The sequence below is a fragment of the Mycobacterium hippophais genome, from assembly GCF_027529605.1.
Classification (GTDB): Bacteria; Actinomycetota; Actinomycetes; order Mycobacteriales; family Mycobacteriaceae; genus Mycobacterium; species Mycobacterium arseniciresistens.
Window position 1 is genome coordinate 157,946 of record NZ_JAPZPY010000001.1, and the last position, 23,273, is coordinate 181,218.

Here is a 23,273-nt window from a genome sequence, read left to right on the forward strand (position 1 = left end):
TCGGCTCAGACCTGCGACGCCGCGGCCACCGCTTCGGCCACCGCGGGTCCGACCCGGGGGTCGAGCGCGCTCGGGACGATGTGGTCGACGGCAAGGTCGTCGCCGACCACGGAGAAGATGGCCTCGGCCGCGGCGACCTTCATCTTCTCGGTGATGCGGCGGGCGCCGGCGTCGAGCGCACCGCGGAACACCCCGGGGAATGCCAGCACGTTGTTGATCTGGTTCGGGAAGTCGCTGCGTCCGGTGGCCACCACCGCCGCGTGCTTGCGGGCGGCGTCGGGGTGGATCTCCGGATCCGGATTCGACAGGGCGAACACGATGCCCTTGGGCGCCATCGTGGCGATGATCTCCTCGGGCACCACGCCCGCGGACAGGCCGAGGAACATGTCGGCCCCGTTGACGGCCTCGGCGATGCCGCCGGTCAGGTTCCGCGGATTGGTGCTCGCGGCGAGTTCGGCCTTGAACGTGTTGAGGTCCTCGCGCCCGCTGTGCACGATGCCCTTGGAGTCCAGCACGACGATGTCGCGGATGCCCGCGGCGATCAGGATGTTCGCGCAGGCCACCCCCGCGGCGCCGGCGCCGGAGATGACCACCTTGAGGGCGTGCATATCGCGGCCGAGCACCTCGACGGCACCGAAGAGCGCACCCAGCACGACGATGGCGGTGCCGTGCTGGTCGTCGTGCATCACCGGGCAGTCCAGCGCCTCGATCACCCGGCGCTCGATCTCGAAGCAGCGCGGGGCGGAGATGTCCTCGAGGTTGACCGCACCGAATGTCGGGCGCAGCCGGATCAGGGTCTCGACGATCTCGTCGGGATCCTTGGTGTCGAGCACGATCGGGATCGAGTCCAGCCCGCCGAACGTCTTGAACAGCGCGCTCTTGCCCTCCATCACCGGAAGCGACGCGGCGGGGCCGATGTCGCCGAGGCCGAGCACCGCGCTGCCGTCGCTGACGACGGCGACCAGCCGGCTGGCCCAGGTGTACTTCGCGGCCAGGGTGTGGTCGGCGGCGATCGCCCGGCTCACCTGAGCCACCCCTGGGGTGTAGGCGATCGACAACGCGCGCTGGGTGTCCAGCGGCGAATTCATGCCGACCGAGAGTTTCCCGCCTTCGTGCGCCGCGAAGATCTCGGCGTCATCGATGACGACCTGGGGGGTGCGCGCCTGCGACTCGCTCTCGGGCGAGGAGGTCACGGTACTTTCCGACACTGCGCAAGGGTATCGGACCGCGAATTCTCACAGTGCCCCATTCCCCCCGCGTGAGTACCCCGCGGCGCGCAGGTGGCCCCCAGATTCGGCGCGTAGCATCTGTACGGCCCGAACAGGGGTTTCGATCGCGCCGCAGGAGGAGGGCCCATGCCGTCGTTCCGCGCCCTGCCGCCGTCAATGGTCCGGACCTCCACCCGCAACAGGTCGATGGGTCCCGACGCGTCAAGCATCCACGTCCCCGTCGCGCGGGCGATGGTGGACTGCGGCGTGTACTGCGAGGGCAGGCGGCTGCCGGGCAAGTTCACCCACGCCGCGGCACTCGCCCGGGTGCGCGAGCTCGAGGCCGACGGCCGTCCGGCGTTCGTGTGGATCGGGCTGCACGAGCCCGACGAGCACCAGATGCAGGCCGTCGCCGAGGTTTTCGGCCTGCACGAACTGGCCGTCGAGGACGCGGTGCACGCCCACCAGCGACCGAAGCTGGAGCGCTACGACGACACCCTGTTCCTGGTGCTGAAGACCATCAACTACGTCGAGCACTCGTCGATCGACAACGCCCGGGAGATCGTCGAGACCGGCGAGATCATGGTGTTCGTCGGCGCGGACTTCGTGGTGACGGTCCGCCACGGCGACTTCAGCGGGCTGGCCGGGGTCCGCAAGCGGATGGACGCCAACCCCACCAACTGCGCGCTGGGTCCCTACGCGGTGATGCACGCGATCGCCGACCACGTGGTCGACGGCTACCTCGACGTCACCGATCTCGTGGAGACCGACATCGACGCGATGGAGGAGAACATCTTCTCCCCCGCCAGCACCACCGACATCGAGCACATCTACCTGCTCAAGCGCGAAGTGGTCGAGATGCGCCGGGCGGTCACCCCGCTCACCCTGGCGTTGCAGCGCATCGGCGCCGATCACAACGACCTCATCTCCAAGGAGGTCCGGCGCTACATGCGCGACGTGCTCGACCACAACACCCAGGCCGCCGACCGGATCGCCAGCTACGACGAGGTGCTCAGCTCGCTGGTGCAGGCGGCCGTCGGCAAGATCTCGATGCAGCAGAACACCGACATGCGCAAGATCTCGGCGTACGTCGCGATCGCCGCGGTGCCGACCGCGATGGCGGGCATCTACGGGATGAACTTCGACAACATGCCGGAACTGCGGTGGACCTACGGGTATCCCGCGGTGCTCCTGGTGATGTTCACGGTGTGCTTCCTGCTGTACCGGACGTTCCGCCGCAACCACTGGCTCTAATTGGGCCGCGCCGCAGGCCTGTCCGGATCGAGCACATCCACTCCGTCGGCCGTCCAGGCCTCCCGCATCGCGTCGGCGCCCTTCAGACGCACCCACGCCGCTTCGGTGGGAGTGATCGGCGTCGCGGTCAGCACGGTGACCGGGGCGATCGGCCCCGGCAGCGCGATCTCACCGATCTCGCTGTCGCTCAACAGGAACGCGGTGAACGGGGCCCGGTCGAACAACGGTTCGCCGAGGTCGACGAGTGCGCCCGGCTCGAGCACCAGCCCCTCGACAGCGGGTGCGGCGGCCAGCACCGCCACCGAACGGGCCAGGCCCTTCGGGGTGGCGCCGCGCAGTGCGACGGTCACCTCGGCGCGCGGGCCGTGGATGGCGTCGGTCACCAGCTCGGTCGGATCGAACATCGGGTGCCGCGAACAGCCAAGAGAGACGAAATGATTGACGCCTTCCATACCCGGCCGGCCATCCGGCCCGAAGCGCAGGACGTCGATGCGTTCGGTGCCGAGGAAGGTGATGCTGGCGGCGGCGGGGTCCGCGACGATCCCGGCCCGGGCGAAGTGCTCACCCAGCCGGGCGCGCACCTCGGCCAGGACGTCGGTCACTCGGCAGGCGGTTTGGTCGGCTGGTCGGCGTCGGACTTCTTTGCGGCGTCGGTGGGCGCCTCGTCGGTAGTCGCGTCCGAGGCGGGCGCTTCGGCAGGCTTCTCGGCCGCAGGCTTCTCGGTGGCAGGCTTCTCGGCGGCAGCCGCCGGTTCGGCGCTCTCCCCCGCAGGCGGGATGGTGAGGTTGGCACCGGTGTCCGCGTCGAAGATGACCAGCTTCGAGGTATCGAAGGCCAGCTGCAGCGTCTGGCCCGCCGCAACCTTCGACTCCGTGGAAACCCTTGCCACGAACTCGTTCTCGCCCGCACCGGACTCGGCGGCCAGCTCCTGCAGCTGCGCCGACCGGGCGCCTTCGCCCTCGAGCCTGAAGTGCACGTACTTGTCGGCGCCCAGCGATTCGACGATGTCGGCCTCGACGTCGAACGTCAGCGCGCGGATGCGGGCGTAGCCGTCCATCAGGGCGGCGTCCTCGATGTGTTCGGGGCGGATACCCACGATGATGTTGGCAGGCTTGCGGTGGCGGGCGAGCATGTCGTGCACGTGCTGGGTCAGGGTGATATCGCCGAACGGCAACCGCACCCCGACGTCGGTCAGCGTCGCCGGGAAGAAGTTCATCGCCGGCGAGCCGATGAAGCCCGCGACGAACAGGTTGGCGGGCCTGTTGTAGAGCTCCTCGGGGGTGCCGATCTGCTGGGCCACCCCTGCCAGCATCACCACCACCCGGTCACCGAGGGTCATCGCCTCCGTCTGGTCGTGGGTGACGTAGACCGTGGTGGTGCCCAGCCGGTGCTGCAGCCGCGAGATCTCCGAGCGCATCTGCACCCGCAGTTTGGCGTCGAGGTTACTCAGCGGCTCGTCCATCAGGAATGCCTTGGGGTCGCGCACGATCGCGCGGCCCATCGCCACCCGCTGGCGTTGCCCGCCCGACAGCTGACCCGGCTTGCGGTCCAGCAGCTCGGTGAGGTCGAGGATCTTCGCGGTCTCGTCGACCTTCGAGGCGATCTCGTCCTTCTTGACCTTCGCCAATGTCAGCGGGAAGGCGATGTTCTGCCGCACCGTCATGTGCGGGTACAGCGCATAGGACTGGAACACCATCGCGATGTCGCGGTCCTTGGGCGCCTTCTCGTTGACCCGCTCGCCGCCGATACGCAGCTCACCCGACGAGATGTCCTCCAGCCCGGCGATCATGTTGAGCGTGGTGGACTTCCCGCACCCGGAGGGACCGACCAGGATGATGAACTCGCCGTCGGCGATGGAGATCGACAGGTCCTTGACCGCCGTCGCGCCGTTCGGGTAACTCTTCGTCACCCCGTCCAACACTATTTCGGCCATCGACTACCCCTTCACCGCACCGGACGTCAGCCCAGCGACGATCCGCCGCTGGAAGATGAGAACAAAGATAATGATCGGGATGGTGATCACCATCGCCCCCGCCGCGATCGACCCGGTGGGCTCCTCGAACTGCGAGCTGCCGGTGAAGTTGGCGATGGCCACCGGCGCGGTGATCGCCCGCTGGGTGGCGGTCAGCGACAACGCGAGCAGCAGGTCGTTCCAGGCGAAGATGAACACCAGTATCGCGGCGGTGACGATGCCCGGCGCCGCCAGGGGCGCGATCACCTTGCGGAACGCCTGCGCGGGGGTGGCGCCGTCCATCTTCGCCGCCTTCTCCAGGTCCCAGGGGATCTCCCGGAAGAACGCCGACAGCGTGTAGATCGCCAGCGGCAGCGCGAAGGTGATGTAGGGGATGATCAGTCCGGGCCAGGTGTCGAACAAGCCGATGCGGCGTTCGATGTTGAACAGCGGGGTCACCAGCGAGATCTGAGGGAACATCGCGATCAGCAGCGCGACGCCGACGAGCAGCTTCTTGCCCGGGAACACCAGGCGCGCCACGGCATAGGCCGCCATGCCTCCGACGAGCACCGCGATGGCCGTGGTGATCAGGCCGATGCCGATCGAGTTGATCAGTGCCGAGGAGAACGCGTCGCCGGAGAAGATGCCCTTGTAGTTCTCGAAGGTGACCTCAGACGGGATCAGTTTGCCGTCCTTGACGGTCGATGTCGGCTTCAATGACAGGCTCAAGATCCACAACACCGGCACCAGGGCGTAGATCACCACGAGGACGTTCGCGACAGCCCACCCGGCGCCCCGTCCGGCACCCACCCGCTCGGCCACGTCAGCGCCTCTCCTCGTCGGATCCGGGCGCGGACGCCCCGAAGAGCTTGATGTAGATGAACGCGATCAGCGCGACGCACAGGAAGATCAGCACACTGATCGCCGAACCGAGCCCGATGTTGAATGCCTTGAACAGATTGTCGTAGCCGAGGATCGACACCGAACCGGTGTTGTTGGCGCCCTGGGTCAGCACGTAGATGTTGTCGAAGATCCGGAACGCATCGAGCGTGCGGAACAGCAGGGCCACCAGGATCGCCGGTTTGATCAGCGGCAGAATCACTTTGAGCAACCGCTTCCAGGCGCCCGCACCGTCCATCTGCGCGGCGTTGAGCAGATCCTGAGGCACCAGCGCCAACCCGGCCAGCAGCAGCAGGGCCATGAACGGCGTGGTCTTCCACACCTCGGCGAGCACCACGATCGCCAGTGAGGGCAGTTGTTCGGTCAGCGGCGCGCTGCCCTCCGGCAACAGGTTCGCCAGATAGCCGGTGCCAGGCGTCCATGCGTAGTACCAGCTGTAGGACGCCGCGACGGTGACGATGCCGTACGGGACGAGGACCGCCGTGCGCACCACGCCCTTGCCGAAGATGGTGCGGTGCATGACCAGGGCGAGCGCCATCCCGAGTACGAACTCGATCGCCACCGACACCACGGTGATCGCCAGGGTCACCAGCAGCGCCGTCCACCAGTAGCCGTCAGTGAGCACGGTGACGTAGTTGTCGATGCCGACGAACTCGGTGTCGTCGGGGGTGGCGAGGTTGTAGCGCTGCAGGCTCAGCCACACCGCGTAGCCGATCGGGTAGGCGGTCACGGCGAGCATCAGAATCACCGCGGGAGCGATCAGCAGGAAGGCGAGTCGACGCTCCGACCTCGTGTCGTCGGTGTCGGCTGTCGCCACGGAATCCACTCCGGCCGTCACGGGATGAGCCCCTTCCCGTCGATGGCCTTCTGGACCTGTTCGGCGAGTTCGTCGGCCGTGCGTTCCGGATCGATCTCGGTGATCGGCGCCAAAGTTACCGAGATCCGGGTGGACACCGCCTGGTACTGCGGGCTCGCCGGTCGCACCGCGGCGTCGATGAGCTGTTGACGGATGATCTCGTACTGCGGGTAGCGGGCCTGGAACGCCGGGTCGTCGTACAGCGAGGCGCGGACCGCGGGCAGTCCGCCCTCGACCGAGGTGTAACGCTGGTTCTCCGGGTTGCGCAGGCAGCGGACCACTTCGAACGCCTCGGCCTCGTGCTGGCTGGTCTTGGCGACGGCGAGGTTGAGCCCGCCGAGGGTCACCTTCGCGGGGATACTCGGGTCGACCCTCGGGAAGGGCGCGAACCCGAACACCTCGCGGCTGGCGTCATAGGCGGTGCGGAATTGTTCGTCGCTGGGCGAGAACGTCCCTTCGTCGTTGATGGCGCTCGTCAGGTCCGGTCGCTTGTTCAGCGGCAGGAAACCGACGCCGCCCTTGACCGCGTTCTCCAACATCGACGGAAGCACGAAGGGCCAGTTCACCTCCAGTGCGGCTTTGCCTTGCTCGAGGGCCAGTCGGGCGGTGCTCTCGTCGGTCTGGGTGATCGACGGATCGGCCCCCGGTGCTGTGGCAACCGACTTGATGGTCTGCAACGCCTTGACGGTCGCGGCTCGGTGCTCCGGCGTGTCGGTGAGCGTGACCGTCTTGCCGTCTTCGGAAAGAACCTGTCCGCCCGCGCTTTCCAACAGCGTGTTGAACCACACCACCAGGCCTTCGTACTGCTTGCCCTGCACGGCAATCCAGCTCGGCTGACCGGCCGCCTTCAGCCGGCCCGCCTCGGCCACCATCGCGTCCCATGTTGCCGGTGGCTCGGGCATGAGATCGGCGCGATACCAGAGCACCTGAGTGTTCGTGGTGACCGGCGACGCGTACAGCTTGTCCTCCCACGTCGCCGTCTCGAGGGGGCCGGGCAGCGTGTCGGTGGTGGCATCGGTCTCCGCCAGCCCGGCGGGATCATCGGCGAGTGGGACGATCCAGCCGGCCTCGGCGAACTCGGGCGTCCAGACCACGTCCATGGCCATCAGGTCGAGCGTCTTGTCGTTGCCCGTCAACCGCCGGGCCAGTTGCAGCCGCTGCTCGTCAGCGCTCTTCGGCAAACTGATCTGCCGGATCGAGAAGCCGTTGTCCAGCTGCGCCTCGCACCGCTTGGCCAGCGCCGAGAATGTCGCGAGCTCGTTAGCCGACGTGTAGAGATTGATGACGTTGCCGCCGCCGTCCGATCCGCACGCCGACACCACCGACGCCGTCGACAGCGCGGCGACTGCTGCAGCACATAGCCGCCGAGCGCGCACCACCGGCTCTCCCGTCCACATCCGATGTCGCCGCCGAGGCGGCTCCGGTGCGGGAACCTCCCGCGCGCAAACCGTAGAGCGAGTCGCGCGTGATGTGCAACACTTTCGGCGCGTGCCGGGATATCGACGGGTAATCGTGACCTGCGGCGCCCCCTCGCGGGCGGCTCCGGGACCGGCGTCAGATGGTCAAGCGGGCCAACAAATCCCGACCCCGCTCGGCGCCCTGCGGATCGCACAGCACGTCGTAGCGTCCGGCCACGAGCTGCATCGTCGAACTGAAATCCCTTGTGCCGCGAGCCATCGCGTACGGGATGGCCGAGGTGATCAGGCCGAAGAACACGCCGGCGATCAGACCTGTGAGCAGCGCGCTCCAGGGGCTGGGGCTGAAGAAGCCGAGGATCAGACCGATGAACAGGCCCAGCCAGGCGCCGGAGAGCACCCCGCCGCCGAGAACCTTCGGCCAGCTGAGCCGGCCGGTGACACGCTCCACCTGCATCAGGTCGACCCCGACGATGGTCACCTGCTGCACCGGGAACGACTGGTCGGACAGATAGTCGACGGCCCGCTGCGCCTCGGCGTATGTGGGGTACGAACCGATCGGCCAGCCCTTCGGAGGGGTGGGCAGCGCGGCCGGCCCGCCGCGCACCGGCGAAGGATTGGCAGGCGTCGCGCCGGGTGTCTGACCGGCTGAAAATGGGCTCGTCATCGGTGGTCATTCTCCTCTATGAAGGCCTCCATCGCAGCCTTCTCACAACGGTTCAACGCCCCGGTGGCCGACTTGGTGCCCGCCGCGCACATGATCACGAACGGAGGTCGTGTTGCGCTAGGTTGAATGCCATGACCAATCCGGACGGGAACCCAGGCGAGACGTCACCATCCGGGTCCGCCGAGCCGGCTTCGAGCGGCTACGAGGCGCCCGGGACCAGCGGTTACGAGGCGCCACCGATCGAGCAGTCCCCGCAGGCCGACGTGGCGCCGTCCTCGACCGAGCCCACCGACCTGCCGCCGGCGTACGCCGCTCCCCCGAGCTATCCGCCGCCGGGCTTCTCGCCGCCGGACCAGCCGCCGCCGGCCTATCCGGGTTCCTCCTACCCGCCGCCCTCCTACCCCGATCCGTCGTACCAGGGTCAGGGCGGCTACCCGCCACCGCCGTACGGGGCCGGCGGCTACTCCGCGCCCGGTGCCGGTTTCAGTGGGCCTGGCGACTATCCGCCGCCCGCGGGTTATCCCCCGCCTGGCTACGCCCCGCCGGGGGGCTACCCGCCGCCCGCCGGTTATCCGGCTCAGCCCGGGTATCCGGCGCAGCCCGGCTACCCGCCGCCCGCCGGCTACGGCGCGCCGACCGGCTACCCCGGCGGCGACTACTACGGCGGCTACGGCGCCCCTGCGGGCAAGACGAACGGGTTGGCCATCGGCTCCCTGGTGGCCTCGGCAGTCGGGTTGCTCTGCTTCGTCGGGTCGATCATCGGCATCGTGCTCGGCATCGTCGCGCTGAACCAGACCAAGCAGAACCAGGAGGGCGGCCAGGGGCTCGCCATCGCGGGCATCGCGGTCGGCGGAGTCACGCTGTTCCTGAGTCTGATCGTCTGGGGCGCGATGATGAGTTCGGCGTGACCGGCGACCCGCAACCGTATCCGCGCGGCGTCGAGTACCCGTCGCTGGAGAACTCCCCGCCGCCACCGGACGCGCAGTGGGCCGGCACGCCCAACCACCAGCCGCCGCATCCCGGCTATTCGGGCTATCCCGGCTATCCGGGCTACGGCGCGTATCCCCCGCCCGGCGGGTACGGCGCTCCGCGGGGCACGAACACCAACGCGATCATCGCGGTGATCGCGTCGGCGGCGGGCCTGGTGCTGTGCGGCGCACCGGCGATCGTCGGAGTGGTCCTCGGCGTCATCGCGATGCGCGACACCCGCCGCACCGGCCAGGACGGCCACGGCCTTGCGCTGACGGCGGTCATCCTCGGCGCCCTGGTTCTGGCGTTCTACGCGATCTACGTCATCGTCGTCGCGGGCCTGGTGATCATGAGCCCGCAGTGGGCGCCGTAGCGCTTCCGGCCTGAGCGGGCGGCTCGAACCGCGCGCCGGTGCGGGCCATCCCGGCGGCACGGCCCTTCGCGGCGACCACCAGCGCCATCTTCCGGCTCGCCTCGTCGAGCATCTCCTCGCCGAGCATCACCGCACCGCGGGCCCCGCCGGCGCGCGACGTGTGCCACTCGTAGGCCTCGAGGATCAGCTCGGCGTGGTCGTAGTCGGCCTGCCGCGGGCTGAAGATCTCGTTGCCCGCCGCGATCTGATCGGGGTGCAGCACCCACTTGCCGTCATAGCCCAGCGCCGCCGACCGGCCGGCCACCCGGCGGAACGCATCGACGTCGCGCACCTTGAGGAACGGGCCGTCGATCGCCGCGACCCCCTGCGTGCGCGCGGCGATCAGGATGCGCATCAACACATGGTGATACGCGTCGCCCACGTCGTAACCCTCGGGCTGCTCGCCGACCACCAGCGTGCGCATGTTGAGGCTCGCCATCATGTCGGCGGGCCCGAGCACGAGCGCCTGCACCCGCGGCCCGGCGGCGATCGCGTCGATGTTCGTCAATCCCTGGGCGTTCTCGATCTGCGGCTCGACGCCGATACCGCCGATGTCCAGTCCGTGCAAGGTCTCCAGTTGGGTCAGCAGCAGGTCGAGCGCGTGGACGTGCGACACGTCGGTGACCTTCGGCAGCACGATGAGATCGAGCGTCGCGCCGGCTTCGGCGACAGCGGTCACCACCTCGATCACATCGGCATGGGTCCACGGCGTGGTCCAGTCGTTGACGCGGACACCGCGCAGCTGACCGGACCATCCCGGCTCTGCCAGGGCGGCCGCCACCTGCCGCCGGGCGTCGGCTTTGGCGTCCGCGGCCACGGCGTCCTCCAGGTCGAGGAACACCTCGTCGGCGGGCAGCCCCTTGGCTTTGTCGATCATCTTGGCGCTGCTGCCGGGAACGGACAGGCAGGTTCGGCGGGGTCGATATGCGTTGTGCACGGGTCCACTCTTTACCCTTTGTGGCATGGCGTCAGTGAGCAGGGTCTATGCGGCACGGCTGGCGGGCATGGCCGTGCTCGGTCCCGACGGCGAGTCCATCGGCCGGGTGCGCGACGTCGTGATCAGCATCAGCATCGTCCGGCATCAGCCCCGCGTACTGGGCCTGGTCGTCGAATTGCTCACCCGCAGAAGGATTTTCGTCCCGATCCTGCGGGTGACGGCGATCGAGCCGAGCGCGGCGACGCTGAACACGGGGAACGTGTCGTTGCGGAAGTTCTCACAGCGCCCGGGCGAGGTGCTGGTGCTCGGACAGGTGCTCGAGACCCGGGTCCGCGTCGACGATCCCGATCTGCCGCAACTCGCCGGGATCGACGTCGTGGTGGTCGATCTGGGAATCGAGCAGACCAGGACCAGGGACTGGAAGGTGACGCGCGTCGCGGTGCGCCCGCAGCGAAGGCTGGGCCGGCGCAGCAACATCCACATCGTCGACTGGCAGAACGTGCACGGGTTGACGCCGTCCGGGTTGGCCATGCCCGACCAGGGCGTGGCGTCGCTGCTCGAACAGTTCGAGGGCCAGCGGCCCATCGAGGTGGCCGACGCGATCCGCGAGCTGCCCGCCAAGCGGCGCTACGAACTCGTCGCGGCGCTCGACGACGAACGCCTGGCCGACGTGTTGCAGGAGCTGCCCGAGGACGACCAGGCCGACGTGCTCAACCACCTGAAGACCGACCGCGCCGCCGACGTGCTCGAGGCGATGGATCCCGACGACGCAGCCGATCTGCTCGGCACCATGGCGCCGGCCGACGCGGAGGCGCTGCTGCGGCGGATGGATCCCGAGGATTCCGAGGACGTGCGGCGCCTGCTCAGCCACTCACCCGACACCGCGGGCGGTCTGATGACCTCCGAACCGGTGGTGCTGGCGCCCGACAACACCGTCGCCGAGGCCCTCGCCCGGGTCCGCGACCCCGACCTGACGCCCGCTGTGGCGTCACTGGCGTTCGTCGCCCGGCCGCCGACCGCCACTCCGACCGGCCACTACCTGGGCTGCGTGCATCTGCAGCGGCTGCTGCGGGAGCCGCCGGCCGCGCTCGTCAGCGGCATCCTCGACTCCGACCTGCCGAGCCTGGCCCCCGAGGACTCCCTCGCGGCGGTCACCCGCTACTTCGCCGCCTACAACCTGGTCTGCGGGCCGGTGGTCGACGAGGAGAACCATCTGGTCGGCGCGGTGTCGGTCGACGACGTGCTCGACCACCTGCTGCCCGACGACTGGCGCGAGCGTGCCGACGAACCGGAGCTCTCCGGCACCGAGGGAACCGCATGAGCGACTCGTCGGCGCGCGGCCGGCTGGACACCCCGCGGTCGTCGCGGCGACGGTTCACCTTCAACTTCGACCGCGAAGTCGTGGGCCAGTACGGCGAGAAGCTGGCCCGCTTCCTCGGCACCGGCCGCTATCTGGCCGTCCAGACGCTCATCGTGATCATCTGGATCGCGCTGAATCTCTTCGCGGTCGGCCTGCGGTGGGACCCTTACCCGTTCATCCTGCTCAACCTGGCGTTCTCGACCCAGGCTGCATACGCCGCGCCGCTGATCCTGCTGGCGCAGAACCGGCAGGAGAACCGGGACCGGGTGTCGCTCGAAGAGGACCGTCGCAGGGCCACCCAGACCAAGGCGGACACCGAGTACCTCGCCCGTGAGCTCGCAGCGCTGCGGCTGGCCGTGGGCGAGGTGGCCACCCGTGATTACATGAGGCGCGAACTGGAGGAGATCCGCGAGATGATCGCCGCGCTCGAAACGGCCGGGGACGCCTCGGCCAAGGACGCGAGGCCCGATGGGAGCGAACGACGGGCCAAGCGGTCCAGTTAACGCCTCAGTGGACCAATGCGATAACACGCGTAACAAGAGATGGGTATGGTGACCTGGTTCACACGTCACCGCGGACCGAGGACGGTTGAGTGCGCATAGGGGGAGGGGCGGCCGTCGCGGCCGCGCGACGTCACGCAGGGCGGGCCTTGGGCTCGCCCGCGTTCGGTATCGCCGTGCTGGTACCGGTCATCCTCGTCGGCGCCGTCGGCGCCTCCGCACCCGACGCGACCCCGACGCGGGACTCGGCGGTCACTCCGATGGCCGCCGTCGAGCCTTCCTCCCGAGACCGCGTCGGCCCCAACGTGATCGCGGTCAAGATGGCGCCACGGGACTACCGGATCGCCGCCTCGACGGCGTCCGCCCCGCCGCCCGCCGCCGTCGTCAACGCGCCGGGCAGCCTCGGCATCCCGGTCATGGCGTTGAGCGCCTACCGCAATGCCGAACGCATGATGGCGAAGTCCTTCCCCGGCTGCGGCGTGAGCTGGAACCTGCTGGCGGGAATCGGACGGATCGAGTCGATGCACGCCAACGGCGGCGCCACCGACGCCCGCGGCACCGCACGGCAGCCGATCTACGGTCCGGCCCTCGACGGCACCCTGGCGGGCAACGAGGTCATCGTGCAGAGCCGGACGTCCGACCGGGTGGTCTACGCCCGCGCGATGGGCCCCATGCAGTTCCTGCCCGGCACCTGGGCCCGCTACAAGTCCGACGGCGACGGCGACGGCAAGGCCGAGGTGCAGAACCTCTTCGACGCCTCGCTGGGCGCCGCGCGCTACCTCTGCAGCGGCGGGCTGAACCTGCGCGACCAGTCCCAGGTGATGACGGCGATCCTGCGGTACAACAACTCCGTCGCCTACGCCCGCAACGTGCTCAGCTGGGCCGCCGGCTACGCGACCGGCGTGATGCCGGTGAACCTCCCGCCGATCACCGGAAGCGCACCGGAACGCGGACCGCTCGAAGCCGGTCACCTGGCCGCCTACCAGGGGCTCGGTCCCGGGATGCCGCGCGACGCCTCCGGCCTGCCCGCCGACGACCCGCTCGCGATGATGCCTTTGATGGGCCGTACGGGCGCACCTCCGGGAGACGTCCCCGGCTTCGCGCCGGGCCAGTCGCTGGGACCGTTGCCGGGTCCGGCACCGGCGCCTTCCGCCGCGGCGCCGCCCGCATCCGTTCCGCCGTCGTGGACACCGCCGTGGATGCAGCCGCCGCCACCGCCGCGTTGCGTGGTGTTCTGCCTCGACGGCAACGCGTCGCCTGCTTCGGCGCCCGCGCCCGGCCCCGGCGCTCCGGCATCGGGTCCCGCGCCCGGCCCCGGCGTTCCGGCATCTGCTCCTGCGCCCGGCCCCGCCCCCGCCTCGGCACCCGGCGCATCGGCTCCCGCGCCGGCAGGAACGCCACCCGGACCCGCCGCGGCACCGGCCGGCGCGCCGGCGCCCGGCCCGGCACCCGGTCCCGCGCCCGGCCCTCCGGCCTGACCGGCCGCCGTCACGACGGACCGCCGCGGCGGCCTACACTCGCGGGTGATGTCTTCTTCTTCCTCTGAGCTCGAGAGCGCGGTGCGCGCCGCGCTGACCAAGGTCGTCGACCCCGAGTTGCGTCGGCCGATCACCGAGGTCGGCATGGTCAAGAACGTGACGATCGAAGCCGACTCGAGCGTCCACGTCGAGATCTACCTGACCACCGCCGCATGTCCGAAGAAGACCGAGATCTCCGAACGTGTCCAGCAGGCGGTCGCCGACGTGCCCGGCACCGGCGCCGTCAAGGTGAGTCTGGACGTGATGAACGACGAGCAGCGCGCCGAACTGCGCGTCCTGCTGAGGGGCGACTCCCGCGAACCGGTGATCCCGTTCGCCCAGCCGAATTCGCTGACCCGCGTCTACGCGGTCGCCTCCGGCAAGGGCGGCGTCGGCAAGTCCAGCGTCACGGTGAACCTGGCCGCCGCGATGGCCGCGCGCGGACTCGCCGTCGGTGTGCTCGATGCCGACATCTACGGCCATTCGGTGCCCCGGATGATGGGGACGACGGACCGGCCCACCCAGGTCGACTCGATGATCCTGCCGCCGATCGCCCACGAGGTGAAGGTCATCTCGATCTCGATGTTCACCCAGGGCAACACCCCGGTGGTGTGGCGCGGGCCGATGCTGCACCGCGCGTTGCAGCAGTTCCTCGCCGACGTGTACTGGGGCGATCTCGACGTGCTGCTGCTCGACCTGCCGCCCGGCACCGGCGACATCGCGATCTCGGTGGCACAGCTGATCCCCGGCGCGGAGATCCTGGTGGTGACGACGCCGCAGGCGGCCGCCGCCGAGGTAGCCGAGCGGGCCGGCGCGATCGCACTGCAGACCCGTCAGCGAATCGTCGGCGTGGTCGAGAACATGTCCGGACTGCTGCTGCCGGACGGGTCGACCCTCCAGCTCTTCGGCGAGGGCGGGGGCCGCCAGGTCGCCGAGAGGCTGTCCCGCTCGGTGGGCGCCGACGTGCCACTGCTCGGTCAGGTGCCGATCGACAAGGCGCTCGTCGACGCGGGCGACTCGGGCGTTCCGCTGGTGCTCAGCGCCCCGGATTCGCCCGCGGGCAAGGAACTCCGCGGCGTCGCCGACGCGCTGTCGGCGCGCAAGCGCGGGCTGGCAGGCATGTCGCTGGGATTGGATCCGGCCGGCCGCTGACCGATCGACTTTCTTACCATCAACACCAACAGCCCCACACCATGCGGCCGACGACACTAGAGTGCTGACTCGTGACTAGCGCACCTTCCGCCAACGGCCGCGGCCGGTTGCTGGCGCTGGTGGGTTCCGTCGTCGTCTCGGCTGCGCTCCTCTACGGCCAGGCCGCCAAGCCGCCGTCGCCCGAGGCACCCCCGCAGACGGCCGACCAGCAGGCCTTCGTGCCACCCGGACCGCCGCCCGCCGGCAGTCCCCCGCCGGTGGCCGAGTTGCTGGCCGCGCAGGCGCCAGTCGCCACCACGCCCACCCTGTTCGAGCTGCCGCGCGGCGTCACCCCCGAATCAGGACTTCAGGTGAACACCATCCGCGCGGCGCGCGCCATCAGTGCGTTGTTTCCGGAGATCAAGACCATCGGCGGGTACCGGCAGGACGCGTTGAAGTGGCACCCGAACGGACTGGCAATCGACGTGATGATCCCGAATCACGGCAGTGAGGAAGGCATCGCGCTCGGCAACCAGATCGCCGGCTACGCGCTCGCGAACGCCAAGCGGTGGGGCGTCATCCACGTCATCTGGCGGCAGGGCTTCTACCCGGGCGTCGGCGCCCCGAGCTGGACCGCCGACTACGGCTCGGAGACCCTCAACCACTTCGACCACATTCACATCGCCACCAACGGCGGCGGCTACCCGAGTGGCGACGAGAAGTACTTCGTCTGATCCCCTGTCTGACGCGGCTGCGCCGATCAGGTGGCGTCGGTGTCGAACCGCGTGCTCGCCGGCGTCGCGGACCCCGGCTGCTCGGCCGGCTCCGCCCCCGCCCCCGCCGTCGGCGGAACCGGCGGGGTCGGCGCGCTCACCGGCTTCTCGGTCGGCTTGTCGAACGCGGTGAAGATCGAGTCGTCGCCGTCGAGCAGGTGTTTGGTCAGCGCGGCCCGCGGCGTCATCCCTCGTAGCTTCTGCAGTTCGCTGAGCGGCTCACGCAGATCGTCGAACTCGGGCCCGAGATCCTGGCGCAACTGAGTGGTGGCGCCGCTGACGTAGTCGCGCGCCTGGCGCAGCGCGCCAGACGTCCACCGGATGGCGCCGGGCAGCCGCTCCGGGCCGAGGATCACCAGACCCGCGATCACCAGGAGCAGCATCTCGCCCCAGCCGATGTTGGCGAACACGGTCAGACGGTGTTGTCGGGCGTCGGGGTCACGGTCAGTGTCACCGGCCGGCCTTCGCGCATCACCTCGATCGGCGCGGGCTCACCGATCTTCAGCTGCCGCACCGCGACGACGAACTCGTCGGCGTCGGCCACCTCGCGAGACCCCACCTTGACGACGACGTCGTTCTCCAGGATGCCTGCCTGTTCTGCGGCACTGCCCGCCTTCACGTTGGCCACCTGCGCGCCGGACGCGACGTCGTTGCTGACCGAGCGAGCGGTCAGACCCAGTGTGGGATGGGAGATCCGGCCGTCCTTGATCAACGCGTCCATCACCATCTTGACCTCGTTGACCGGGATCGCGAAGCCGAGGCCGCTGGCGCTGTCGGACAGCGACTTGCCCGCGGTGTTGATGCCGATCACATTGGCGTTCATGTCGATCAGCGGTCCGCCGGAGTTGCCGTGGTTGATCGACGCGTCGGTCTGCACACCGTCGATCACGGTGTCGGTGTCGGACCCGTCGCCCGACAGCGGAACGGGCCGGTGCAGCGCGCTGATGATGCCCTGGGTGACCGTGCTGCGCAGGCCGAGTGGCGCGCCCGCGGCGATCACTTCTTCGCCGACCCGCAGGTCGTCGGAGTTGCCGAGCTTCGCGACGCTCAGGTCTTCGACGTTGTCGACCTTCAGCACGGCGAGGTCGGTCTTGGGGTCGCGGCCCACCAGGTTGGCCGGAACCTCCTTGCCGTCGTTGAACACCACCTTGATCTTGGACTCGGCCGGTTTGGTGGCCGCCTCGGAGATCACGTGGTTGTTGGTGACGACGTAACCGCGGGGGTCGACGACCACGCCGGACCCCTGGGAGCCTTCCTTGCCGATGGTCGCCTCGATGGTGACCACCGAATCGGCGACCTCGGCGGCCACCTTCATGAATCGGCCCTCGGGCGGATCCTCGGCGTCGCCGGTGTCCAGCGTCGCCTCCGACGTGGTGAACGCCGACACCGGGTCGGCAGTCAGGTATCCGATCCAGCCGCCCAGGACACCGACCACGAGAGCGATCACGCCGACGATCGCGAGCGCGACGAACGACACCCGCCGCCCGAAGACCACGTCCCGGACCCCGAGCCGGCCAACGGGCGCGGCCGCATGCGTCGCCGTCGAGTGCGGCATGGCGGGGGTGCCCAGGGAGGCGGCCGATGACGGGTTGCGCCAGGGGTCGTCGGTCTCGTCGGGGAGTCCGGCGTCGCGCTCGGCGTCCAGTGCGCCGGCGTCCGCGGGGTGGCGCTGCAGGGACTCGCCGCCCGCCCGGGGGCGGCCGAACGCCTCGGCCAGCACGGGATCAGAGGACTTGTCCCTCGGCGTGTACTCGCCGCGGTCGCGGAATTCGGCCTCGGCGACGAACGAGCCGCGGAACCCCTCGGGGCGGCCGAACGCGCGCTGGGCGGCGGGATCGACTGCGGGGCGGTCGACAGGGCGCGGGTCAAGACGCTGGCTGTCGCCGGACGGGTCCTGATTGGTCACGCGTCATTCACCTTCTGCTGGGAGCGCCCGCCGTCGCCGGCGCAGGTCGAGCTCGACTCGCATCTAGCCTACCGGCGTTTGCGACGGGCCCGGGACGGGTCATCAGCAAACTGCGGCTGCACCGGCTCATCGGCTGGCTGCGGTTGCGTGCAGTGCGGGATCTGCGACAACATGCCGAGCAGAGAGGTCGGCACGGCGATCGGGCGCGAATCCCGCAACGCCGACCTGGCCTGACCCTGGGCCTCCACCTCGGCTGCGCACTGTGGGCACAGCGAGAGGTGCGACGCGGCCCGCAGATGCGCATTCATGCCGAGTTCGCCGTCGACGAACGCCGCGACCGCCTCGATCGAGAGGTGCTCGGTGGAGCCGAACTGCCGCGGCGCTCCGACCGGCGCGCCGTTCTGCGAGGCGAACGGGGTGGGCAGCCAGGAGAAAGCGCGACGGAACACATGTCCCGGGTCGACCATCACCCAGCTCCTCTCCACTCATCTCGGTCCGCGGTGCTCACTTCGAATGTAGCGCGAGACGTCCCGCCGGACACCTGTGACGGTCAGGCAGATCTGGCCGTGTCCGACGAGTGGCGGGCCAGATGGTCACGCAGCGCCTGCCTGCCGCGGTGGATGCGGCTGCGGACGGTGCCGAGCTTCACCCCGAGCGTGGCGCCGATCTCCTCGTACGACAGACCCTCGATGTCGCACAGCACGACGGCGGCGCGGAACTCCGGCGGCAGTGAGTCCAGTGCGGCCTGCAGGTCGGGCCCCAGCCGGGAGTCGTGATAGATCTGCTCGGGGTTGGGGTCGTCGGCCGGGACGCGGTCGTAGTCCTCGGGCAGCGCCTCCATGCGGATGCGCCCGCGTCGCCGGACCATGTCCAGGAACAGGTTGGTGGTGATGCGGTGCAACCAGCCCTCGAAGGTGCCGGGCTGGTAGTTCTGCACCGACCGGAACACGCGGATGAAGGTCTCCTGCGTGAGGTCCTCCGCGTCGTGCTGGTTGCCCGACAGGCGGTAGGCCAACCGGTACACCCGGTCCGCGTGCTGACGGACCAGTTCGTCCCACGACGGCATCGACGCCTTGTCGCCGGTAGCGTCGAAGACCGCGGTGCCGGTCAGCTCGTCGGTCGGTTCCACCCAGTCGGAGTCGGCGTACTGCTCGAGATGCGCCATCGTGACGGGTGACGGTTGTGCAGCGGTGGTGGTCGTCGGATCCTCCAGGTCAGGGCGGTCGCCAGAAGACGACTGCTCGATGTTCGCGGCAACGCGACCGCTCAGGTCGTTATTCCCGAAGCGCCAGCGTCCGCCGTCTTCCATGCCGATACCGTTCCTCATCGCAGTGTGCAGCGGATATGAGCACACTGAAGTTTCCCTGAGAAACGTGGCTACCCCTAGTCCAACCTGGGAAAACCCATCACTTACGACGTAAATCACACGTTGCCGCGCGGGCGTGTCGACGGTTGGGCCGCGCGGCGCGCGAATTACGCTGCGGGCATGGCCAGCACCGACGACCCGACCACCCAGCCGAACAGCCGGGCCGCGTCGATCGTCACCCATGCCGAGCAGTCGATCTCCGAGGATTCCATCGTCGCGGCCGCACGCGAACGTGCGGTCGACATCGGCGCCGGCGCGGTCACGCCCGCGGTCGGGGCGCTGCTCAGCGTGCTCGCCCGGCTCACCGGCGCGCGGGCGGTCGTCGAGGTGGGCACCGGCGCCGGGGTGAGTGGGCTGTGGCTGCTGTCGGGGATGCGTGAGGACGGTGTGCTCACCACCATCGACGTCGAACCGGAGCACCAGCGGATCGCCAAGCAGGCGTTCGGCGAAGCGGGTATCGGGCCCGGCCGCACCCGGCTGATCAGCGGCCGCGCCCAGGACGTGCTGACCCGCCTCGCCGACGAGTCCTACGACCTGGTCTTCATCGACGCCGACCCGATCGACCAGCCGCAGTTCGTGGTCGAAGGCGTCCGGCTGCTGCGCGCCGGCGGCGCGATCGTGGTGCACCGGGCTGCACTCGGCGGCCGGGCCGGCGACGCGTCGGCGCACGATGCCGAAGTCAGCGCCGTGCGGGAAGCGGCCCGGCTGATCGCCGAGGACGAGCGGTTCACCCCGGTGCTGGTGCCGCTGGGTGACGGCCTGTTGGCCGCCGCCCGCGACTGACCCTCCTTTCTGCGCGAGCAGTCACAAAATCGCACTCTCTGGCCGCTTTCGGTGCGATTTTGCGCCTGCTCGCGGATAGGCCTTGACCGAGGGCTGAACGCGCGTTTAGTGTACTGAACATGCGTTCAGCTCCGGAGGACAGGACGGCCATCGCGCGCATCCGCGACGCGGCGATCGACCAGTTCGGCCAGAAGGGCTTCGCGGTGGGACTGCGCACCATCGCCGACGCCGCAGGGGTGAGCGCCGCGCTGGTGATCCACCACTTCGGCTCGAAGGACGGGTTGCGCAAGGTGTGCGACGACTACATCACCGAAGAGATCCGCAGATCCAAGTCGGCGTCGATCCAGAGCACCGACCCCTCGACGTGGTTCGCCCAGATGGCCGAGATCGAGTCCTACGCACCGATGATGGCCTACCTGGTGCGCAGCATGCAGTCCGGCGGCGAGTTGGCGAAATCGTTCTGGCGCAGCATGATCGACAACGTCGAGCAGTACATGGAGGAAGGCGTGCGCGCCGGCACCATCAAGCCGAGCCGGGACGCGAAGGCGCGTGCCAAGTACCTCGCGATGACCAACGGTGGCAGTTTCCTGCTGTACCTGCAGATGCACGACGACCCGACCGATCTGCGCGCCGTGCTGCGCGACTACGCCCAGGACATGGTGGTGCCCGCACTCGAGGTGTACTCCCACGGGCTGATGGCCGACTCCACCATGTACGACGCTTTCGTCGCCCAGCAGGCGACGGGTGAGCCCATCCCCACGTCGAAGGAGAAGTGATGGCCACGAAACACGGCACTCAACCCATCGAGATCCACGGGCTGGTCAAGAAATTCGGCGCGGTGCACGCACTCGACGGGCTCGAACTGTCCGTCGCCGACGGCGAGGTGCACGGCTTCCTCGGGCCGAACGGCGCAGGCAAGTCGACGACGATCCGCATCCTGCTCGGCCTGGTCCGCGCCGACGGCGGCACCGTCCGACTGCTCGGCGGCGACCCGTGGACACACGCTGTCGACCTGCACCGGCAGATCGCCTACGTGCCCGGCGATGTGACGCTGTGGCCGTCGCTGACCGGCGGCGAGACGATCGACCTGCTGGCCCGGATGCGCGGCGGTCTCGACGAGTCGCGTCGCCGGGAACTCATCGAGCGCTTCGACCTCGACCCGTCGAAGAAGGCCAGAACGTACTCGAAGGGCAACCGGCAGAAGGTCTCCCTCATCTCGGCGTTCTCGTCGCGGGCCCATCTGCTGCTGCTCGACGAACCGAGCACAGGACTGGATCCGCTGATGGAGAACGTGTTTCAGCAGTGCGTCGCCGAGGCCCGCGACCGGGGCGCCACCGTACTGCTGTCGAGCCACATCCTCGCCGAGACCGAGGCGCTGTGTGAGCGGGTCACCATCATCCGCGCCGGCCGGACCGTCGAGAGCGGCACGCTGGAATCGATGCGGCACCTCTCCCGGACGGCGATCAAGGCTGAGATGGTCGGCGAGGCGGCACAACTGGGTCGCATCCTGAGCATGGACGGCGTCGCCGACGTCTCGGTCGACGGGCACACGCTGCGCGCGCAGGTCGACGCCGAACGCCTCGGTGAGGTCATCAAGGCGCTCGGCGACGCGGGGGTGCGCAGCCTGGTCAGCCAGCCGCCGACGCTGGAGGATCTGTTCCTGCGCCACTACGACACCAGCGACACCTCCGACGACGAGTCCGAGAAGGTGACGGCGTGAGCACCACCCTGGACCGGCCCCACCACCAGCCCGCCCACCAGGCCCCACCGAGGGGATCGCATTTCTCGGGGACCGTCGGGCTGCTCCGGCTCTACCTGCGCCGCGACCGCATCGTGGCGCCGCTGTGGGTGCTGCTGCTGTCAGTCCCGCTGGCCACCGTGTACGTCGGCAGCACCGAGGCCGTGTACCCCACGCAGGCCGACCGCGCGTCGCTGGCCGCGACCATCATGGCCAGCCCCGCCCAGCGGGCGCTCTACGGGCAGGTCTACAACGACAGCCTTGGCGCGGTCGGTATCTGGAAGGCCGGCATGTTCCACGTGCTCATCGCGGTCGCGGTGATACTCACGGTCATCCGGCACACCCGCGCCGACGAGGAGACCGGCCGCACCGAACTCCTGGACTCGACCGCCGTCGGACGCTACGCCGGCCTCACCGCGGCACTGCTGCTGTCGGCGGGCGCGTCGGTGCTCACGGGCATCATCGGCTTCGCCGGCCTGGCCACCCTCGACATCCCCGTCGCCGGGTCGCTCGCCTTCGCACTGGCGCTGGCCTGTTCGGGTCTCGTCTTCACGGCCGTCGCGGCCGTCGCCGCCCAGCTCTCACCGAGTGCCCGCTTCGCCCGCGGCGCCGCCTTCGGCGTGCTGGGCGCGGCCTTCACCCTGCGTGCCGTCGGCGACGCCGGACCTCGCGCGGAGTTTCTGACGTGGCTGTCCCCGCTTGGCTGGTCGCTGCAGGTGCGCCCGTTCGCGGGCGACCGGTTCGCGGTGCTGGCGCTGCACGTCGCGCTCACCGCGATCCTGACGATCGTCGCCTATCGGCTGCTGGCCGGCCGCGACGTCGGCGCGGGACTGATCGCCGAGCGGCCCGGCGCACCGCGGGCAGGTGGCGGCCTGCGTGGCGCGACATCTCTGGCATGGCGACTCAACCGCGGGTCGATGCTGGTCTGGACGGTCGGCCTGTGCCTGTACGGGCTGCTGATCGGCAGCATCGTCAACGGCATCGGCGAGGAGATCGGCAACAGCGAGGTGTCCCGCGACATCGTGAGCCGTCTCGGCGGCAGCGACGTCATGGAGCAGGCGTTCGTCGCTGTGGCGTTCAACATGCTCGGGATGGTGACGGCGGCCTTCGCAATCTCGCTGACCCTGCGAATCCATCAGGAGGAGAGCAGCGCGCGGGCGGAGACACTGCTGGCCGGAGCGGTCGCCAGAACCCGCTGGCTGGCAGGCCATCTGGTGTTCCCCATCGCGGGATCCGCTGTCGCGCTGCTGCTGTCGGGCGCGGTCACCGGCCTGGTCTACGGCGCGAGCGCAGGAGACGTGAGCGGCACGCTGCCCGCGGTACTGGGCACGGCGGCGGTGCAGCTGCCCGCGGTGTGGCTGCTCGCGTCGGTGACGGTGGCGATATTCGGGCTCGCGCCACGGTTCACGCCGGTGGCGTGGGGTGTCCTGGTGGTGTTCGTCGCCGTGTTCCTGCTGGGGTCGCTGGGCAATTCACCTCAGTGGCTGATCGATCTCGAACCGTTCGTGCACATCCCGCATGTCGGCACCGGTGAGTTCACCGCGACACCGCTACTGTGGTTGCTGACGATCGACGCCGCATTGATCGCACTGGGCGTCCTCGCCTTCCGCCGCCGCGACGTGCGCTGAGG

23 protein-coding genes and 1 pseudogene are annotated in these 23,273 nt (G+C 69.4%); 12 read left to right on the forward strand and 12 right to left on the reverse strand.

The features are described from left to right. Positions 1–5: 5 nt before the first annotated feature. Positions 6–1,208 carry an NAD(P)-dependent malic enzyme gene (locus O6P37_RS00735; protein WP_269892285.1) on the reverse strand — a complete coding sequence of 401 codons (1,203 nt, stop codon included), beginning with the start codon at positions 1,206–1,208 and terminating at the stop codon, positions 6–8. A 147-nt stretch (positions 1,209–1,355) separates the two neighbouring features. Here O6P37_RS00735 and corA point away from each other — a divergent pair, with 147 nt between their 5' ends. Beyond that, positions 1,356–2,462, forward strand: a complete 1,107-nt coding sequence (corA, locus tag O6P37_RS00740; RefSeq protein ID WP_269892286.1) for a magnesium/cobalt transporter CorA — start codon at positions 1,356–1,358, stop codon at positions 2,460–2,462. Here corA and O6P37_RS00745 read toward each other — a convergent pair. The 6 genes from O6P37_RS00745 to O6P37_RS00770 all read right to left on the reverse strand — a co-directional run bounded on the left by O6P37_RS00745 (position 2,459) and on the right by O6P37_RS00770 (position 8,251). Beyond that, positions 2,459–3,064, reverse strand: a complete 606-nt coding sequence (locus O6P37_RS00745) for a suppressor of fused domain protein (RefSeq protein ID WP_269892287.1) — start codon at positions 3,062–3,064, stop codon at positions 2,459–2,461. The genes corA and O6P37_RS00745 overlap by 4 nt on opposite strands. Further along, positions 3,061–4,395, reverse strand: a complete 1,335-nt coding sequence (locus O6P37_RS00750) for an ABC transporter ATP-binding protein (protein ID WP_269892288.1) — start codon at positions 4,393–4,395, stop codon at positions 3,061–3,063. The genes O6P37_RS00745 and O6P37_RS00750 overlap by 4 nt, the downstream gene beginning before the upstream one ends. A gap of 3 nt (positions 4,396–4,398) precedes the next feature. Further along, on the reverse strand, positions 4,399–5,223 hold the full coding sequence (locus O6P37_RS00755; protein ID WP_269893126.1) for a carbohydrate ABC transporter permease: 825 nt from the start codon (positions 5,221–5,223) through the stop codon (positions 4,399–4,401). A gap of 13 nt (positions 5,224–5,236) precedes the next feature. Continuing rightward, positions 5,237–6,151 (reverse strand): carbohydrate ABC transporter permease, encoded by a 915-nt coding sequence (locus O6P37_RS00760; RefSeq protein ID WP_269892289.1) that lies wholly within the window; start codon positions 6,149–6,151, stop codon positions 5,237–5,239. Continuing rightward, a complete protein-coding gene (locus O6P37_RS00765; protein WP_408633085.1) occupies positions 6,148–7,566 on the reverse strand; it encodes an ABC transporter substrate-binding protein in 1,419 nt (472 codons plus the stop codon). The genes O6P37_RS00760 and O6P37_RS00765 overlap by 4 nt, the downstream gene beginning before the upstream one ends. Positions 7,567–7,723: 157 nt before the next feature. Beyond that, positions 7,724–8,251 carry a general stress protein gene (locus O6P37_RS00770; protein WP_269892290.1) on the reverse strand — a complete coding sequence of 176 codons (528 nt, stop codon included), beginning with the start codon at positions 8,249–8,251 and terminating at the stop codon, positions 7,724–7,726. Positions 8,252–8,382: 131 nt separating this feature from the next. Between O6P37_RS00770 and O6P37_RS00775 the strand changes: the two genes are divergently transcribed. Both O6P37_RS00775 and O6P37_RS00780 read left to right on the forward strand, forming a co-directional pair. Next, a complete protein-coding gene (locus O6P37_RS00775) occupies positions 8,383–9,159 on the forward strand; it encodes a DUF4190 domain-containing protein (protein ID WP_269892291.1) in 777 nt (258 codons plus the stop codon). Further along, positions 9,156–9,593, forward strand: coding sequence for a DUF4190 domain-containing protein (locus tag O6P37_RS00780; protein WP_269892292.1), 438 nt, complete (start codon positions 9,156–9,158; stop codon positions 9,591–9,593). The genes O6P37_RS00775 and O6P37_RS00780 overlap by 4 nt, the downstream gene beginning before the upstream one ends. Here the strand turns inward: O6P37_RS00780 and O6P37_RS00785 are convergent. Next, complete coding sequence (locus O6P37_RS00785) at positions 9,568–10,569, reverse strand: HpcH/HpaI aldolase/citrate lyase family protein (RefSeq protein ID WP_269892293.1); 1,002 nt, start codon at positions 10,567–10,569, stop codon at positions 9,568–9,570. The genes O6P37_RS00780 and O6P37_RS00785 overlap by 26 nt on opposite strands. Before the next feature lie 25 nt (positions 10,570–10,594). On the opposite strand from O6P37_RS00785, the gene O6P37_RS00790 reads away from it, so the two are divergent. The 5 genes from O6P37_RS00790 (at position 10,595) to O6P37_RS00810 (ending at position 15,811) form a co-directional block, all read left to right on the forward strand. Beyond that, positions 10,595–11,890: a magnesium transporter MgtE N-terminal domain-containing protein gene (locus O6P37_RS00790; protein ID WP_269892294.1), complete on the forward strand. Its 1,296-nt coding sequence runs from the start codon at positions 10,595–10,597 to the stop codon at positions 11,888–11,890. After that, positions 11,887–12,432, forward strand: coding sequence for a DUF1003 domain-containing protein (locus O6P37_RS00795; RefSeq protein ID WP_269892295.1), 546 nt, complete (start codon positions 11,887–11,889; stop codon positions 12,430–12,432). Before O6P37_RS00790 ends, O6P37_RS00795 begins: the two co-directional genes overlap by 4 nt. Positions 12,433–12,521: 89 nt before the next feature. After that, the gene (locus O6P37_RS00800; RefSeq protein ID WP_269892296.1) at positions 12,522–13,907 is read left to right on the forward strand and encodes a lytic transglycosylase domain-containing protein; all 1,386 of its coding nucleotides are present in this window, start codon (positions 12,522–12,524) and stop codon (positions 13,905–13,907) included. A gap of 48 nt (positions 13,908–13,955) precedes the next feature. Then, entirely contained in the window at positions 13,956–15,098 is a 1,143-nt protein-coding gene (locus O6P37_RS00805; RefSeq protein ID WP_269892297.1) for an Mrp/NBP35 family ATP-binding protein, read from the forward strand. 71 nt (positions 15,099–15,169) lie between these two features. Further along, positions 15,170–15,811 (forward strand): glycoside hydrolase, encoded by a 642-nt coding sequence (locus O6P37_RS00810; RefSeq protein ID WP_264014306.1) that lies wholly within the window; start codon positions 15,170–15,172, stop codon positions 15,809–15,811. Between the two features lie 26 nt (positions 15,812–15,837). On the opposite strand, the gene tatB is transcribed toward O6P37_RS00810, so the two are convergent. The 4 genes and pseudogenes from tatB to sigE all read right to left on the reverse strand — a co-directional run. Then, entirely contained in the window at positions 15,838–16,260 is a 423-nt protein-coding gene (tatB, locus tag O6P37_RS00815; RefSeq protein WP_269892298.1) for a Sec-independent protein translocase protein TatB, read from the reverse strand. A 2-nt stretch (positions 16,261–16,262) separates the two neighbouring features. Beyond that, a complete protein-coding gene (gene htrA, locus O6P37_RS00820) occupies positions 16,263–17,756 on the reverse strand; it encodes a serine protease HtrA (protein WP_264014304.1) in 1,494 nt (497 codons plus the stop codon). Between the two features lie 68 nt (positions 17,757–17,824). Beyond that, positions 17,825–18,223, reverse strand: coding sequence for an anti-sigma E factor RseA (gene rseA / locus O6P37_RS00825; RefSeq protein ID WP_269892299.1), 399 nt, complete (start codon positions 18,221–18,223; stop codon positions 17,825–17,827). A gap of 18 nt (positions 18,224–18,241) precedes the next feature. After that, a pseudogene (gene sigE / locus O6P37_RS00830) lies at positions 18,242–18,966 on the reverse strand (RNA polymerase sigma factor SigE); the annotation flags it as partial. Between the two features lie 276 nt (positions 18,967–19,242). Here sigE and O6P37_RS00835 point away from each other — a divergent pair. The 4 genes from O6P37_RS00835 (at position 19,243) to O6P37_RS00850 (ending at position 23,271) form a co-directional block, all read left to right on the forward strand. After that, positions 19,243–19,905, forward strand: a complete 663-nt coding sequence (locus O6P37_RS00835) for an O-methyltransferase (RefSeq protein ID WP_264014301.1) — start codon at positions 19,243–19,245, stop codon at positions 19,903–19,905. Positions 19,906–20,024: 119 nt separating this feature from the next. Then, positions 20,025–20,681: a TetR/AcrR family transcriptional regulator gene (locus O6P37_RS00840; protein ID WP_269892301.1), complete on the forward strand. Its 657-nt coding sequence runs from the start codon at positions 20,025–20,027 to the stop codon at positions 20,679–20,681. Then, positions 20,681–21,625 (forward strand): ABC transporter ATP-binding protein, encoded by a 945-nt coding sequence (locus O6P37_RS00845; RefSeq protein WP_269892302.1) that lies wholly within the window; start codon positions 20,681–20,683, stop codon positions 21,623–21,625. The genes O6P37_RS00840 and O6P37_RS00845 overlap by 1 nt, the downstream gene beginning before the upstream one ends. After that, positions 21,622–23,271: an ABC transporter permease gene (locus tag O6P37_RS00850; protein ID WP_269892303.1), complete on the forward strand. Its 1,650-nt coding sequence runs from the start codon at positions 21,622–21,624 to the stop codon at positions 23,269–23,271. Before O6P37_RS00845 ends, O6P37_RS00850 begins: the two co-directional genes overlap by 4 nt. Positions 23,272–23,273 lie beyond the last annotated feature (2 nt).